Origin of the sequence: Kitasatospora sp. MAP12-44, assembly GCF_029892095.1 — a bacterium.
GTDB lineage: Bacteria > Actinomycetota > Actinomycetes > Streptomycetales > Streptomycetaceae > Kitasatospora.
On the sequence record NZ_JARZAE010000004.1, the window covers coordinates 7539859 to 7555139 of the forward strand.

Here is a 15281-nt window from a genome sequence, read left to right on the forward strand (position 1 = left end):
GGCCCTTGTCGGTCAGGGGGTGGGGGTGCTGATCGCGGTGACCGTCAGTTCCCAGTGCAGCGTGCCGCCGGGTGGCACCGTCGCGGCGTCGCCGGGCCCGGCCTCGGCGAGGTCGAAGACCGATCCGAGCATGGGCTCGACGCCGATGCTCCGGTAGGGGGCGGATGCCGGGAAGCCGCGCAGGTTGCGCCAGAGGGCGACGGAGACGGGGATGTCGGCGTCGGCGTGCAGGGAGAAGGTGAGCGTGTCGGGGCCGTCGGTGACCGTCACGCTCGCGCAGTCGGTGAGGATCGCGCCGACCGCGGTGCCGTCGTCGGGGCCGAGGTGGTCCAGGCGCAGGCCATGGGGCGCCGGCCATGGTCCGGTGACGTGGTGGGCGCCGGCGGGCCAGGGCTGCTGCAGCAGTTCGGCCGCCTCGGGGAAGAGCCGGGTGGGTGTGGCATCAGGCGCGGTCAGGCGGGCTTTCGGTGTGACGTCGAGCAGTGCGTGGGCTGCCCACAGCAAGCGGTAGCCGGGGTCGGCGTGCAGCTCGTAGACGGCGCGCAGCGCGGCTGGCCCGCTCTCGATACGTCGGCGCAGCACGAAGTCGGGGCACTCCACGAGGTCGGTGTCGCCGTCGCGCCGCCAGGGCCGGGACCAGGCGTCGCCGTGGTCAGGGGTGCCGCGCACGGTGGGGACGCACTCCTCCAGGCCGCCGGCGTCGACGAACGGGTCGCCGGGACGGGCGATGGCGCGGGCCGGGTCGGGGCGGCGCCAGAGCCATTCGCGCTCGCCGGCCCGCAGAGAGGTCCACCGGCCGCCGTGGGCCGGGTCGGTGCGGAGGGTCAGCGGCAGGTCGGTCAACGGCAGGTCGGTCAGCGGCAGGTCGGTCACCATTCGGCGAACGACCCGTCCTGGTGGTGCCAGACGGGGTTGCGCCAGCGGTGGCCGCTTTCGGCGGCGCGGCGTACGGCGTTCTCGTCGATCTCGATGCCCAGTCCTGGACCTGTCGGCCGCGCGGCGTGGCCGTCGGTGAAGCGGAACGGCTCGGGGTCGAGCAGATAGTCCAGCAGGTCGTTGCCCTGGTTGTAGTGGATGCCGAGGCTCTGTTCCTGGATGAGGAAGTTCGGCATGGCGAAAGCGAGTTGGAGGCTGGCGGCGAGGGCGATCGGGCCGAGCGGGCAGTGCGGCGCCATCGTGACGTCGTGAGCCTCGGCGAGGGCGGCGATGCGGCGGACCTCGGAGATGCCGCCGGCGTGCGATACGTCCGGTTGCGCGACGGCGATGCCGGTGGCGAGGACGTCGCGGAAGTCCCAGCGGGAGTACAGCCGTTCACCCACGGCCAGTGGCACGGTGGTGGAGTCGACGATTCGGCGCAGGTCGCGGGCGTGTTCGGGGAGGACGGGCTCTTCGACGAACATCGGGTGCAGCGGCTCAAGCAGGGGCAGAAGTCGGCGGGACATGGCGCTGGACATCCGGCCGTGGAAGTCGATCGCCACGTCCCGGTCGTTGCCCAGGACCTCGCGGACGGCGGCGACGCGGTCGATGACGGCCTGGGTCTGGGCGGGGGTGTCGATCGGGCGCAGCTGCGCGCAGCCGTTCATCTTGACGGCGGTGAAGCCGGCGTCGACCTGGGCCTGGGCGAGTTCGGCGACATCTGCGGGGCTGTCACCGCCGATCCACGCGTACATCCGCACCCGGTCGCGGACGTGGCCGCCGAGCAGCTGGTGGACCGGAACGCCGTGGGTCTTGCCCGCGATGTCCCAGAGCGCCTGGTCGATACCGGCAACAGCGCTGGAGAGCACCGGGCCACCGCGGTAGAAGCCGCCCTTGGTCAGGACCTGCCAGTGGTGCTCGATGCGCAGCGGGTCCTCGCCGACCAGGTAGTCGGCGAGTTCGTGGACGGCCGCCTGCACGGTTTCGGCGCGGCCCTCCACGACGGGTTCGCCCCAGCCGGTGATGCCCTCGTCGGTGGCGACACGCAGGAACAGCCAGCGCGGTGCGACGAGGAACGTCTCCAGCGATGTGATCTTCATCCGGTTTCCCCCGGGTTGCTGTCGTCAATGAGGTGGTGGAGGTCGGCGGCGGCCTGGTCGAGCAGGTCGTGGACGGCGCGGGCGGCCGCCTCCGGCTCCCGGGCGCGTACGGCGTCCAGCACCGCCCGGTGGGCGGGGACGGCATCGGCCCAGTGGTCGGCGCCGTGCACGATGTGGTCGCGCACCCGCAGGCCGGCCTCGATCACCACTTCCATCCGGGTGAGGAGCTCGTTGTGGGCGGCGGCCAGTAGTGCGCGGTGGAACGCCAGGTCGGCTTCGACCACGGCATCGGCGTCGCTGCCGGCGGCTGCCATCCGTTCGAGCGCGTCGGAGAGCGCGGCGAGGTCGGCCTCGTCACGGCGTTCGGCGGCCAGCCTGGCCCCGGCCGGCTCGACGATGCTGCGGACCTCGCCGAGGTTGTCGAGGAAGGTCGCGTCGGGGATCCCCAGGCCCTGCCAGCGCAGTAGGTCGCTGTCCAGCAGGTTCCAGTCGGCGCGCGGTCGTACGAAGGTGCCGCGCTTCTGGCGGGAGTCGATCAGTCCCTTGGACGCCAGGACCCGCAGCGCCTCACGCACGACGGTCTTGCTGACGCCGAGTTCCTGCTCGATCTGGTCGGGGTAGAGCGAGTCGCCCGGGGCGTACCTGCCGCGGATGATCCGCTCGCCGATCATGTCGACCGCCTGCCCGTGCAGGCCCCGTACCGGGTTGTTCATGACGGCTCCCTTTCCGTTGCTCCGCGCGGCCCGGTGGCCGGCGCGTCGATCATGTACGTGCTCACGAGGATGCTTTGACGACGGACCAGCCGCCGTCCACCACCAGGTTCGTACCGGTGATGTAGGAGGCGTCCGAGGAGGCGAGGAAGGCCACGGCCGCCGCGACCTCCTCGGGCCGGCCGAAGCGCTTGGTGACCGTCTCGGCGACGCTGTCGGCCCGGCTCGCATCGTCCACCCGGTCCCAGGCCGCGGTCATGATCGGCCCGGGGACGACGGTGTTGACCCGCACCTGCGGGCCGTACTCGACGGCGAGTTGACGGCCCATCGCACACAGGGCGCCCTTGGCGGCGGCGTACGCCGGGTGCCCCGGCAGGCCGACCAGCGCGTGCACCGAGGAGGTGAGCACCACCGAGCCGTCGCTGTCGCGCAGGGTCCCGGCGAAGGCGCGGATCGCCAGCCAGGAGGCCTTGAGGGTGACCGCGAGCTGGGTGTCCCACTCGACTTCGGTCAGCTCGTGGGCGGGTTTGACCACCACGGCGTAGGCGTTGCTGTGCAGCACGTCCAGCCGTCCGTAGCGGCTGTGCACGTGCGCGGCCAACTCGTCCCACATCGCGGCGGAGGTCACGTCGCCGTGCCGGTACTCGGCCTGCCCGCCCTCCTCGGTGATCGCCTCGACAACGGCCCGGCCGGCCGGATCGGCGATGTCGACGGCGACGACGGACGCACCCTCGGCGGCCAGCCGCCGCGCGGTGGCGGCGCCGATGCCGCTGGCGGCACCGGTGATCAGGGCGACACGGCCCTGGAATCTTCGACAGATCTGCTCAGTCACAACGCCACCGTAGCGCTTGTGATTAATTATGCAAATATCTTGACAGTGCTGGTTGCCGGGTCCCAAGATTCGAGCCCAGGACGACAGGCGAGACGCCGAGCGGGCGGAGGCCGTCACAGTTCCGGACCACCCACCTCTTCTTCACTCCCGAAGAACCCCCTTCTTGGAGCTCGACATGTTCACTGCACGCACCCGTGGCGCTGCCGCTGTCCTGGGCGCAGCCGTCGTTCTCGGCCTGACGGCGTGTTCGACCGGTCAGACCTCCGGTGCCGCCGGCACGGCGTCGGTCGCTCCGGTCAGCGGGAAGATCTCCCTGACCTATCTGCAGAAGCAGGGCGACCAGCAGTACTTCGTCGATGAGGCCAACGGCGCGAAGGCGAAGGCCGCCGCTCTGGGCATCGACCTGAAGGTGGTCAACCTGGGCAACGACGCCAACCAGACCGTCAGCGACGTCCAGTCCGCGATCGCGCAGAAGAGCAACGGCCTGATCGTCGTCGTCCCCGACCCGGCGGTGGGTCCGCAGGTCGTGCAGATGGCCAAGGACGCCAATGTCGCGCTGCTCACCTCCGACGACCAGGTCTGTGCCAACGGCCCGACCCCGGCCAACTGCGCCCCGGCCGACCTGGTCCCGCGGATCGGCTTCTCCGGGCAGCAGATGGGTGCCGAGGTCGGCAAGCGCGCCGCCGAGGAGTTCAAGAAGGCCGGCTGGAACGCCGCCGACACCCGGATCATCTCGGCCTGGCAGCAGGACGTCACCGTCTGCGGTGACCGCGTGAAGGCCGCCAAGGACGCCTTCAACAGCGGTGCCGGCGCCGACGTGCAGAACATCGACGTGGCCACCGACAACACTCCGACCGGCGCCCAGGACAAGGTCGCGGCAACGCTGACCGCCAACCCGGGCGTCAAGCACTGGGTCATCTGGGGCTGCAACGACGAGAACGTGCAGGGCGGCGTGACGGCCTTGCAGAACGCGGGCGTCACCCCCGACAACATCGACGGTGTCGGCCTCGGCGCCTATCTGGCCTGCAAGGACTGGGGCGCCGGCACGCCGTCGGGCATGAAGGCCTCCCTGTTCATCAACGGACGCGACATTGGCGCGCTCGCCGTCCAGACGATGTACGACAAGCTCAAGAACGGCAAGCCCTTCCCGCAGGAGGCCTTCGCCCCCACCACCATGGTCGACGCCACCACCTGGCAGTCCGCCGGCGTGAAGTGCAGCTGAGCAGATGACCGTTCCCAGCGCAGCAGCGTCCGGGGCCGGGCTGGCGGCCGAAGCGATCACCAAGCGATTCGGCCCCGTCCAGGCTCTGCGAGACGTCACCCTGCACTTCCCACCCGGTCAGGTCACCGCCCTCATGGGCGAGAACGGCGCCGGCAAGTCCACCCTCCTGCGCATTCTCACCGGCGACCACCAGCCCACCGAGGGCCGCGTCCTGCTGGACGGCCAGGTCCTCGACCTCGACTCGCCGATCGACGCCCGACGGGCCGGAATCCGCATCATCCCGCAGGAGCCGGAGATCATCCCGCATGTCTCCGTCGCCGAGAACGTCTACGCGGGCTCCCTGCCCCGACGCGCGGGCCGGCGACTCGACCGAGCCGAACTGCGCCGCCGGATCACCGCCGACCTCGAACGCCTCGGCTTCGACAAGGTCCTCGACCCCGACCTGCTCGGGTACCAACTCACCGCCGCACAGCGGCAGCTGGTGGAGATCCTGCGCGCGCTGACCGGCGACACAGCAGCGCGGGCCATCGCCTTCGACGAGCCCACCTCCTCCCTGTCCGACCACGAGGTCGACGCCCTGTTCGCCCTCATCGGCCGACTGCGCGACGCGGGCATCGCGGTCATCTACGTGTCCCACCGCATGAAGGAGATCTTCCGGCTCGCCGACCGGATCGCCGTCCTACGCGACGGCACCGTCGCCGGCACCGTCGATGCCAGGACCACCGACGAGGGCGAAGTCGTGCGCCTCATGGTCGGCCGCGACCTGTCCACTCTCTTCGCACGCCAGCACGTCGCCACCGACCGCGTCGTCCTCCAGGTCGACAACCTCACCACCGACGACGTCCACGACGTGAGTCTGCAGGTGAGAGCCGGCGAGGTCGTCGCCCTGGCCGGACTCATCGGCGCCGGACGCTCCGAACTCGCCCTCGCGCTGGCCGGCGACACACCCGTGCGCTCCGGAACCATCCGCGTCGACGGAAGCGTGGTGCGCCTGCGCGGACCACGCGACGCGATCCGCTGCGGAATCGGCCTCGCCCCCGAGGAGCGCAAGGCCCAGGCCCTGTTCCTCCAGCGCACCATCCGCGACAACACCTCGCTGGTGAGCCTCGGCCGGCTGCGCCGCTGGCGGTTCGTCAACCGCGGCCGGGAGAAGGCACTCGCCCAGGAGTACGCGGACCGCCTGCGCGTGCGCGCCCCCTCCATCGAGTCCGAGGTCCGGACCCTGTCAGGCGGCAACCAGCAGAAGGTCGTCCTTGCCCGCTGGCTCGCCCTGGGGCCCGCCCTGCTGATCCTCGACGAGCCCACCCGCGGCGTCGACATCGGCGCCAAGGCCGAGATCTACCAGATCATCGCCGACCTCGCCCGAGCAGGCACCGCCATCCTGGTGATCTCCTCCGAGCTCCCGGAGGTCCTCGGCCTCGCCGATCGCGTCCTCGTCATGCAGAACGGCCGCGTCACCGGTCACCTCGACCACACCCAGGCCACCGAAGAGGCGATCCTCGCCCTCGCCATGGCCGACGACCTCACCCTCGACCTTCCGCACGAGACCACCACGGCACCTCGCACCGGAACCGGCCCGGCCCCCGGAGGCACCCGATGACGACCGCCCTTTCCGTCGACCGAGAGCCCGACGACCTCGGTGACCGACCGACCCCGGCCGCCACCGCACGCACCTGGCTGGCCAAGGCGGGCGGCCAGAACCTGGCCCTGATCGGCGCCATGGCCCTCGTGCTCGCCCTGTTCGGGTCGCTCAACCCCAACTACCTCAGCTGGGACAACATCCAGGTCATCGCCGAAGCCGTCACCATCTCCGGCCTCCTCGCGGTCGTCCAGACCGTCGTGATCATCTGCGGCGCGCTCGACATCTCCGTCGGCTCACAGGCCGGCCTCGCGTCCGTCACCAGTGCCATGGTCTTCACCGCGACCGGCTCGAACGCCCTCCTCGGGATCGGTGCCGCCATCGCCATCGGTGCCGTGATCGGCATGCTCAACGGCGCCATCATCATCTACGGCCGGGTCAACGCGACCATCGCCACCCTGGCGGGCCTGGCGGCCTACAAGGGCATCGCGCAGCTGATCTCCAACGGCGCCGCGCAGGGCTACGTCCTCAACGACAGCCTGTTCGTCTTCCTGAGCCGCGGAAAGATCGCCGGCCTGCCCGTCATGGTCTGGCTGCTGCTCCTCGTCGCAGCAGCCGTCCACGTCCTACTGAAGTACACCGACATCGGCCGCAATATCTTCGCCATCGGCGGCAACGACACCGCCGCCCGACTGGCCGGCATCAACCTCAACAAGTACCTCATCGCCGTCTACGCACTCAGCGGCATGGTCGCCGCCGCCGCCGGCGTTCTGCTCACCGCCCGCACCGGCTCCGGCCAGCCCGTCTCCGGCAGCGAAGGCCTCGAACTCCAGTCCATCACCGCCGCCGCCCTCGGCGGCTGCGCCCTCAAGGGCGGCAGGGGTGGCATCGGCGGCACCCTCCTCGCCGTCGCCCTGCTCGGCGCCCTCCAGAACGGCCTCACCGTCCAGGGCATCAACGCCTTCTGGCAGAACGTCGCCCAGGGCAGCCTGCTGGTCGCCGCCGTCGTCATCCAGCAGCGCCGAGCGGGCGAACGCGCCGTCGGGCTGCCTGCGTAACCAGCTCCTGCTGCACCCCCACCCCCACTCCCAGGGAGCGTGACTGCATGTCCCCTCACACGCGCACCGCACGCACGGCAAGAGCCGCCTTGAGCCTCGCCGTAGCCGCGGTCTCACTGACGGCGCTGAGTACCGTCTCCGCCCCGCCCGCCGCGGCGATGGTCCCGCCCGGCGTCTTCGGCACCGCGACGGCGCCGATGGGCTGGAACTCCTGGTACTTCTTCAACAACAACTACGACTCGCAGAACATCGCCGACGAGGCCGCCAGTCTCGCCACGCCGAACGCCAATCTTCCGCTCAACGGCTCGGGCGGCCATCAGAGCATGGCCGACCTCGGCTACAAGAACGTCGGCATGGACGGCGGCTGGTGGACCAACGGGTCCGCCGGCCGCGACGCCAACGGGAACATCGTCCCCAACTCGACCTTCCTGTCGGGCTATCGGACCAAGTCGCTCACCCTGTCCAACGGCACCACTGTGCCGTCCGTGACTCTCAACTCGATGAGCGACCTCACCGGCTACATCCACTCGCTCGGGCTGAACGCCGGCATCTACACCGACACGGGGACCACCGGCTGCGGCGGCCAGAACGGCAGCGGCGGCCACGAGGCCGCCGACGTCACGACCTTCGCCACGTGGGGCTTCGACTGGGCCAAGGTCGACCACTGCGGCGGCGTGCCGTCGGCCTACGGCTCGACCATGGCCGACTACGAGGCCTGGGGCAGCCTGATGGCCGGCGCCAAGACCACGGGCGGGGTGTCGCACCCGATGGCCCTGGAGATCTGCGAATGGGGGCAGGGCGGCCCGGACAACCCGTCGGTCTGGGGCGGCGCGGCCGGGCGCACCTGGCGCACCGGACGCGACATCAGCTTCGCGAACGGCTACGGGACCCCGTCCAACGGCGGCTCCTCCTGGATCAACTTCGACAACGTGCAGAACAACTTCTCGTTGAACGACCACCCCAGCAACGAAGCTGCGGGACAGTACAACGACCCGGACTACCTGCTCATCGGGCCCGGCTTCGGCGACAACCCGACCACCGGTCAGCAGCAGTCCAACGGCGGCACGCTCTACGGGCTCACCCCTGACGAGCAGCAGTCCTACTTCGGCATGTGGGCCATTCAAGGCGCGCCGCTCGTGCTGTCGACCGACGTCGCGAACCTCACCCCGGCCGTCGCCGGCATCATCGGCAACCCGGCCGTCATCGGCGTCGACCAGGACAGCGCCGACCACCAGGGCCAGAAGGTCCTCACCAACGGCGCCGTCCAGGTGTGGTCCAAGCAGCTCGCGGCGTCCGGGAGCCGAGCCGTACTGCTGCTGAACACCGGCACCTCGGCCACGACGTACTCGTTCACGACGCAGGGCCTGGATCTGCTGGGCAGCCCGTCGGTGCAGAACCTGTACTCCGGCGCCGGACTGGGCACCTTGAGCCAGACCGGCTCCCTGTCCTTCACCCTGGCCGCCCACCAGTCGGTGATGCTGAAGCTGACCGGCGGCACTGAGCAGCAGCCGGAGACGGTGTTCGCCGCCGACGCCTCGGGCCTGAACCAGAAGAACTGGAACGGCAGTTCGTGGTCGGCGTGGCAGTCCCTGTCGCTGGGCGTCGCCGGCTCCACCGGCCCCGGCTCGATGCAGGGCGACCCGGCGGTGGTGTCCTCGCCGTCCGGCACCGACGTCTTCGTCCGGGGCGGCGACAACGCCCTGTGGGAGGACAGCTACACCGACGGCGCCTGGGGCGCCTGGGTCAGCCTCGGCGGCACCCTGTCGGCCAGCCCGGCCGCGGCGAGCCTGGGGCAGGACCGCATCGACGTGTTCGTCCGCGGCACTGACGGCGCCCTGTGGCAGAAGACCTACCAGCAGGTCCCCGCCTCCGGTTCGGCCAACAGCCCGAACGTCGGGTGGACGCCCAACTGGACCGACCTGGGCGGCCCGAACACCGCCACCGGCCCCGGCACGTTCACCGGAACCCCAGCCGCAGTGGCATCGCTGAACCGCGTCGACGTCTTCGTCCGCGGCACTGACAACGCTCTGTGGCAGAGGAGCTACGTCAGCGGTGCCTGGACCGACTGGACGAGCCTCGGCGGCACGCTGACGTCGTCCCCCACCGCGGCCAGCGCCGCCCCCGGTCAGATCGACGTATTCGCCGCGCAGACCGGCGGCACGGTCGGCGAACTCAACTGGACGGCCGGCGGCGGCTGGACCAGCAGCTGGTACAGCCTCGGCGGCCAGGTCATCACCGGCGCTCCGACTGCGGCCGAGGTCGCGGGCCGCGCCAACGTCTACGCCCGCGGCGCCGACAACAGCCTGTGGCAGTGGTACCGCGTCGGTGCCGGACCGTCCGGCAACTGGCAGAAGCTGGACAGCACGCTGGCGCTGACGAGCACCCCCGCAGGCTCCGGGCACGTCTGACATCCCGTCGTCCGTCCGCCGCGTCCGGCACCGGTGTCCTCCGGTGCCGGACGCGGCGTCCGCTTGGCCGCCCGCGCGGGGCCACCCCAGGCGCGGAACTCCGATGCTGATGGTGGGCCGCCCTTCCGCGGTGGGCCGGACCGGCTGTCGCCGCCAGGCCGACGCCGCGGTGTCGCTCACGGTTGCCCCGGACAGCCTCTCTGCGCCGCCGGTGTCATGCTCGATGGGAGGAGGTGATCGGTCGTGAGCGAGGACACCACGCCGTCCGGCGGGTCCGGCGGGTCCGGCGGTTCGACTGCGGGCCGCCAGGGCGGGTTCGCCCAGCGGGTGGCGCAGCGCCGCCGACAGCTCGGACTCACCCACGAGCAGCTGGCGAGACGGGCTGACATGGCGCCGCGCTACCTTCAGCTTCTGGAGGAGCTCGGCGGCGACTTCGACAGCGACGGTGTGCACCGACTGGCGGCAGCTCTGGAGACGACGCCACGGGAACTGCTGGACGGCGGCGGTGACGGCCCGCCCGGGCAGGGCGACGCGGCATCCGGGCAGGCGCTGTGGAAACTGGGTCCCGAGGAGTCCCGCGACCGGCTCGGCACACACGGGATCGGCCGCTTGGCGCTGTGCACGCCCGACGGGCCCGCCATCGTCCCGGTCAACTACACCGTCCTCGGCGGAACTGTCGTCTACCGCACGGCCCCCGGCACCGTGACCGCGGCCGAGCCGGGCGGCGAGGTGGCCTTCGAGGTGGACCAGATCGATGAGGCCCACAGCCGGGGGTGGAGTGTCGTGGTCGTCGGGACGGTCGAGCACATCACCGAGCCCGCAGCAGTCCAGCGCCTGATGGAGCAGTCCGCGGCGGAGCCCTGGGCGGGTGGCAGGCGTGACCTCTGGGTCCGGATCAACCCGACCCGCGTCACCGGCCGGATCATTCGCCCGGTCTGAGCGGGTCAGAGCCGTCGGGGCCGCTCAGCCCACCGGCATGTTCCGGAGGGTGCTCAGGTCCAGCGTCTGCGCGACCGGGCGGCGGGGCGTGGATGATCCGGGCGGCCCGTAGCCCAGGCGCAGGACGAGCTGGACGTGACCGGGGCCCTCGGCCGGGTCGCGCAGACCCCAGCGGGTGTCGGGCCACTCGACGGCCTGGTGCAACACCGAGACGCGGACACCTTCGACGGTGGCCAGCAGCCACACGCGCTCCATCGCCTGGCCGGCGCGAAGCCAGTCGGCCGGCAGGTCGGCATGGGTGGTGAGGGTGGCCAGCTGGGGCAGTGCCTCGAAGCGCTGGGACTGTGCGGCGTCCCTCGATGGGCGGCCGGTGTAGCTGCGCATGGGCATGTGGGCCTCGTGGTCCTGCGGGCCGAGCGCGGCCTGCGGGATGCCGTCCGTTGCGGGCTGCTCCAGCCGCAGCCAGCTGCGGGTCTCGGCCATCCGGGCCAGGTCGGCGTCCGTTCGCCGTTCGGCCTGGGCGGTCAGTGACAGGACCCGACGCACTCCGTCCTCCTCCAGCGGGGACAGCGCCACGCCCTCGTCGAGGGCCGCCGCCATCAGCTCGCCGAGCACCGTCTCGGGGACGTCGCGGTTGGCGAACGGCTGACGGCTGGAGTGGCGCTGCGTGATCGCCGGATAGAGGTCCCGGCCGTAGGGCTGTGGGTCGGCGGCGGGCTGGGAGAGGTCCAGAACGGCGGCCAGGTGCGGGTCGCCTCCGTCGGGAAGCAGTCGTACCGACGGCTCCCGTCCGAGGTGGAGGGCGGCGAGACGCAGGTTGAACAGGGCCGCGCCCAGCGAGATGTGCAGGGCCCGGCCGTCGGGGTCGGTGAGGGGTACGGCCCGCTGCGGATCGGCGGACAGGCACAGGCCCCGCGCGTCGGAGGTTGGTCGGAAGAGCCACGGCTGGCTGTTGTGCAGCGACGGCGCCGCTCCGCCGGCCTCGGCCAGCAGGCGCAGTTCGTCGGGGGTGAGGGCTTGCATGGTCATGGTCGCTCGCTCCTTGCCCGCGCGAGGTCGTCCGTCCAGGAGTCGGCCCGGCCGGCGCAGCTCATCCCACCGTCGGTGCTCTTGTCAGTCCCATGGTCCCTCCGGCGCCGTCCTACGGCACGCGGGCTCTGCGGTGGCGGCCATGGTGAGAAGGTGCCACGCATTCAGGGTCAGCCTGTCGGGTCGCCGCAGCGATCCTGGACCGGCCGAGCTGCGGCTCGGCCGTTCGGCTCCGCACCGGCGTGCCGTTCCCCTGAGGCCGGGCGAGACTGACGCCGTACCTGCCCAGGAAAGGGGCCGACCATGGCGGTGGCAGCGGCGTCTGCGGAGCGAGTGCTCGCAGCGCCCGTGGATCTCAACCACACCGGGCATTACGTCCATTGGGGCGTGGTGCAGATCTCGGTGGCGAACCTGGTCGTCGTCGGCCTGATGGTGCTGGTCTTCGTCGCGGCGGTGCTGCTGCCGTTCCCGAAGGGGCGGGGGCGCAGGTGAGCGACCCCGCGACGTCAAGGGACGTCCGCCCCGGCGGGTGGACCGGGGCGGTACGCCGGTACGCCGTCCGCACCCTCCCGCCGGAGAAGCTGCTGCCCGACACCCAGCCCGCGTACATGGCCTCGTGGATCTACGTCTTCGGCGTGCTCACCGTGTCGGCGCTGGTCGTGGTGGTCGCCACCGGATGCCTGCTCGCCCTGGACGGCCCCGGCTGGTGGCACGTCTCCGGCGTCGGGAAGTACGTCAACAGTCTGCACCTGTGGGGTGTGGAGCTGTTCATGTTCTTCATGGTGATCCACCTGTGGGGCAAGTTCTTCATGGCCGCTTGGCGCGGTCGGCGGGCGATGACGTGGATGACCGGGGCGGTCTGCTTCCTCGCCTCGGTCGGCGCCGCCTTCACCGGCTATCTGACGCAGCAGAACTTCGACTCGCAGTGGATCTCCGGGCAGGCCAAGGACGGCCTCAACGCGGTCGGCATCGGTGCCTGGTTCAACGTCCTGGACTTCGGCCAGATGCTCATGTGGCACATCGTGCTGCTGCCCCTCGCCCTGGGCGCGCTGACCGGCCTGCACGTCCTGCTGGTCCGTCGCCGCGGGATCGTGCCGCCGATCGACGCCGCGCTCCCGGAACCGGGCGCCGTCCAGGGGCGGCCGTGAAACCGCTCTCCCGCCGTGCGGCGGAGCCCGAGTCCGCCGCGTTCCCCACTCGCCCGTACGACCTGCTCAAGGAGTTCACCATCGCGCGGGCGAAGAAGTCCCTTGCCGGCGGCATCAGTTCGTCCTCCCGGATGACCTCCACCGGCTCGCGGCCGCACCCCCTCTACATCGAACGCGGCTCCGGGGCGCACATCTGGGACGCCGACGGCAACGAGTACGTGGACTTTCTGATCTCCTACGGCAGCGCCGTCATCGGCCACGCCGATCCCACCATGGCCCGGGAGCTGGGCGCCGTCCTGGCAACCGGCACGATGTTCGGGACCTGCAACCGTCCAGAGGTCGAACTGGCCGAACTGATCAAGCAGATGGTCCCCTGTGCCGACCTGGTGCGCTATGCCAACTCCGGCTCGGAGGCGGTCCAGGGCGCGATCCGGGCGGCCCGCGGCTTCACCGGACGCTCCAAGATCCTGAAGTTCGAGGGCCACTACCACGGTTGGGTGGACACGCTCGCGATCTCCAACCGGCCTTCCAGTGCGGAGGTGGGCCCCTACGGCTCTCCCACGGCAGTGCCGCACTCCCCTGGAATCCCCGCAGGCGTGGTGGACGACGTGGTGGTCTGCCCGTGGAACGACGCAGAGGCGCTCCGCTCGGTACTGGACGCACATCGCGGCGACATCGCGGCGGTGATCTGCGAGCCGATCGTCGCCAACAACGCCTGCACCATGCCGGCGCCCGGCTATCTGGAGACACTGCGCGAGGAGTGCACCCGGCGCGGGCTCGTCCTGGTCTTCGACGAGGTCTGCACCGGATTCCGCACCGGCCCCGGCGGCGCGCAGGACCTCTTCGGCGTCGTGCCCGACCTGGCGGTCTACTCCAAGGCACTCGGTGGCGGGCTGCCCATCGCCGCCTTCGCCGGACGGGCGGACATCATGGGCGAGGTCGCTGCCAACCGCGTCAAGCACGGCGGCACCTACAACGGGTCCCCGCTCTGCGCCACCGCCGCCCTGGTCACCCTCACCCGGCTCTCCGACCCGGCGGTCATCAACCGGATCGACTCGGCCGGCCGACGCATCATGGAAGCCGTTCAGCGGTCCGCACACGACCATGGCGTCCCGTGCGCGGTACAGGGCGTCGGTGCGATGTTCCAGGTGGTGTTCTCCGCCGACGGCACCCCGACCAAGCAGTACCGCGACACCCTCACGCTGGACCAGCGTCGCTACGACGCGTTCCAGTACGCCCTGCTCGAACGCGGCATCCACATCAACGCGTACGGACTGGCCTGCTGGTTCATCTCCGCCGCGCTGACCGACCAGGACGTCGAGGCCACCTGCACAGCGATCGACGAAGCCTTCGCCACACTCCGCTGACCAGCTCCCACCCCACCGGAAAGGGCCGTCGACCTGGGATTCCTCCCAGGTCGACGGCCTTCCGATATGCCTTACCCGTTCGGGTGACGCCGCTTTGCGCGGGTGCGTACGGTTCCGCGACGATCACCATCCGTGAAGATCGCCACGGAGGACGGCGGTCTGGGACGGCATCGCCCGCGACGAGCCCGACACCACCGCACTGCCGTGATCGGCCATCTGAAGACGTCGCCGACTCCCGTCAAGTCATCAGCCCTGGTCCGACATGGACAGGGTCTCGGTGATCAAGCGGGTGGCGAAGTCGTGGTCGTCGCCGGCCATCCGGTTGATCTGGTCCGCGAGCAGGACGGCCGTGGCTTCCAGAGGATTCATCTCGGCCTTGGTCCAGTAACCGTACTGCGCGCGCCAGAGATTGGGGCTCAGGCCGGTGCCTGCGGCGACGAGCAGGCCGGCCATGGTGGGGATGGTCTCGGGACGGAAGGTCTTGGGCATCATGCGCATCGTGGCCACGAGGTTGGGCACCACGTACTCGATGACGTCCTCGTCGTGGTCCTCACAGGCCGCCCGCAGCCAGCTCATAAACATGTAAATGAGCGTGCACGCGCCGTCCAGCAGCGCATCGGCCCCCGTAGGGCCCAAGGAGGCGGCGAACTGGTCGATCAGCTGCTGCTGTTCGGGCTCCGTCTCGGTCTTGCCGTCGTAGACGGCTTTGAGTCGGGAGTCGATCACCATCAGCGCTGCGCTCACATCGCCGACAGAAGCGAACTCGGGGTCACAGGGCGATGACACAGGACTCCTCCTCAAACATCGGCAGCGGGCGGCACGTTCGTAGGGTAGACCACCGATCGGATGGGGCCTGGCGAATCCTGCTGAAGAACCCTTTCGTGTGACTGCACCACTCAATCCTTGACCTGGTGGACTGCGTGATCCACGTCCGAGGGCTCCGGGTCGATGGCGTAGCAGCTGCGGGGCACCGC

At 70.7% G+C, this 15281-nt stretch carries 14 protein-coding genes; 8 read left to right on the top strand and 6 right to left on the bottom strand.

Annotated features, from left to right (window positions below; all coding sequences use genetic code 11):
• Positions 1–12 precede the first annotated feature (12 nt).
• The 4 genes from P3T34_RS34385 to P3T34_RS34400 form a co-directional block, all read right to left on the bottom strand.
• Complete coding sequence (locus P3T34_RS34385) at positions 13–876, bottom strand: hypothetical protein (protein WP_280669962.1); 864 nt, start codon at positions 874–876, stop codon at positions 13–15.
• Positions 870–2015 carry a galactonate dehydratase gene (gene dgoD / locus P3T34_RS34390; RefSeq protein WP_280669963.1) on the bottom strand — a complete coding sequence of 382 codons (1146 nt, stop codon included), beginning with the start codon at positions 2013–2015 and terminating at the stop codon, positions 870–872. The genes P3T34_RS34385 and dgoD overlap by 7 nt, the downstream gene beginning before the upstream one ends.
• A complete protein-coding gene (locus P3T34_RS34395; RefSeq protein WP_280669964.1) occupies positions 2012–2728 on the bottom strand; it encodes a FadR/GntR family transcriptional regulator in 717 nt (238 codons plus the stop codon). Before P3T34_RS34395 ends, dgoD begins: the two co-directional genes overlap by 4 nt.
• A 61-nt stretch (positions 2729–2789) precedes the next feature.
• Positions 2790–3557 carry an SDR family oxidoreductase gene (locus P3T34_RS34400; protein WP_280669965.1) on the bottom strand — a complete coding sequence of 256 codons (768 nt, stop codon included), beginning with the start codon at positions 3555–3557 and terminating at the stop codon, positions 2790–2792.
• Positions 3558–3732: 175 nt separating this feature from the next.
• On the opposite strand from P3T34_RS34400, the gene P3T34_RS34405 reads away from it, so the two are divergent.
• The 5 genes from P3T34_RS34405 (at position 3733) to P3T34_RS34425 (ending at position 10763) form a co-directional block, all read left to right on the top strand.
• A complete protein-coding gene (locus P3T34_RS34405; RefSeq protein ID WP_280669966.1) occupies positions 3733–4779 on the top strand; it encodes a substrate-binding domain-containing protein in 1047 nt (348 codons plus the stop codon).
• A gap of 4 nt (positions 4780–4783) precedes the next feature.
• The gene (locus P3T34_RS34410; protein ID WP_280669967.1) at positions 4784–6379 is read left to right on the top strand and encodes a sugar ABC transporter ATP-binding protein; all 1596 of its coding nucleotides are present in this window, start codon (positions 4784–4786) and stop codon (positions 6377–6379) included.
• Positions 6376–7416, top strand: a complete 1041-nt coding sequence (locus P3T34_RS34415) for an ABC transporter permease (protein WP_280669968.1) — start codon at positions 6376–6378, stop codon at positions 7414–7416. The genes P3T34_RS34410 and P3T34_RS34415 overlap by 4 nt, the downstream gene beginning before the upstream one ends.
• A gap of 89 nt (positions 7417–7505) precedes the next feature.
• Positions 7506–9824 (top strand): hypothetical protein, encoded by a 2319-nt coding sequence (locus P3T34_RS34420; RefSeq protein ID WP_280669969.1) that lies wholly within the window; start codon positions 7506–7508, stop codon positions 9822–9824.
• 243 nt (positions 9825–10067) lie between these two features.
• The gene (locus tag P3T34_RS34425; RefSeq protein ID WP_280669970.1) at positions 10068–10763 is read left to right on the top strand and encodes a pyridoxamine 5'-phosphate oxidase family protein; all 696 of its coding nucleotides are present in this window, start codon (positions 10068–10070) and stop codon (positions 10761–10763) included.
• A 24-nt stretch (positions 10764–10787) separates the two neighbouring features.
• Here the strand turns inward: P3T34_RS34425 and P3T34_RS34430 are convergent, their stop codons facing one another.
• Positions 10788–11792 (bottom strand): hypothetical protein, encoded by a 1005-nt coding sequence (locus P3T34_RS34430; RefSeq protein WP_280669971.1) that lies wholly within the window; start codon positions 11790–11792, stop codon positions 10788–10790.
• Between the two features lie 303 nt (positions 11793–12095).
• Between P3T34_RS34430 and P3T34_RS34435 the strand changes: the two genes are divergently transcribed.
• From P3T34_RS34435 to P3T34_RS34445, 3 genes are read left to right on the top strand one after another with little or no spacing between them, the layout of a single operon-like run.
• The gene (locus tag P3T34_RS34435) at positions 12096–12284 is read left to right on the top strand and encodes a hypothetical protein (protein WP_280669972.1); all 189 of its coding nucleotides are present in this window, start codon (positions 12096–12098) and stop codon (positions 12282–12284) included.
• Positions 12281–12940: a cytochrome b N-terminal domain-containing protein gene (locus tag P3T34_RS34440; RefSeq protein WP_280669973.1), complete on the top strand. Its 660-nt coding sequence runs from the start codon at positions 12281–12283 to the stop codon at positions 12938–12940. The genes P3T34_RS34435 and P3T34_RS34440 overlap by 4 nt, the downstream gene beginning before the upstream one ends.
• Positions 12937–14307 (top strand): aspartate aminotransferase family protein, encoded by a 1371-nt coding sequence (locus P3T34_RS34445; protein ID WP_280669974.1) that lies wholly within the window; start codon positions 12937–12939, stop codon positions 14305–14307. Before P3T34_RS34440 ends, P3T34_RS34445 begins: the two co-directional genes overlap by 4 nt.
• A gap of 246 nt (positions 14308–14553) precedes the next feature.
• Here P3T34_RS34445 and P3T34_RS34450 read toward each other — a convergent pair whose 3' ends face one another.
• A complete protein-coding gene (locus P3T34_RS34450) occupies positions 14554–15093 on the bottom strand; it encodes a hypothetical protein (protein ID WP_280669975.1) in 540 nt (179 codons plus the stop codon).
• Positions 15094–15281 lie beyond the last annotated feature (188 nt).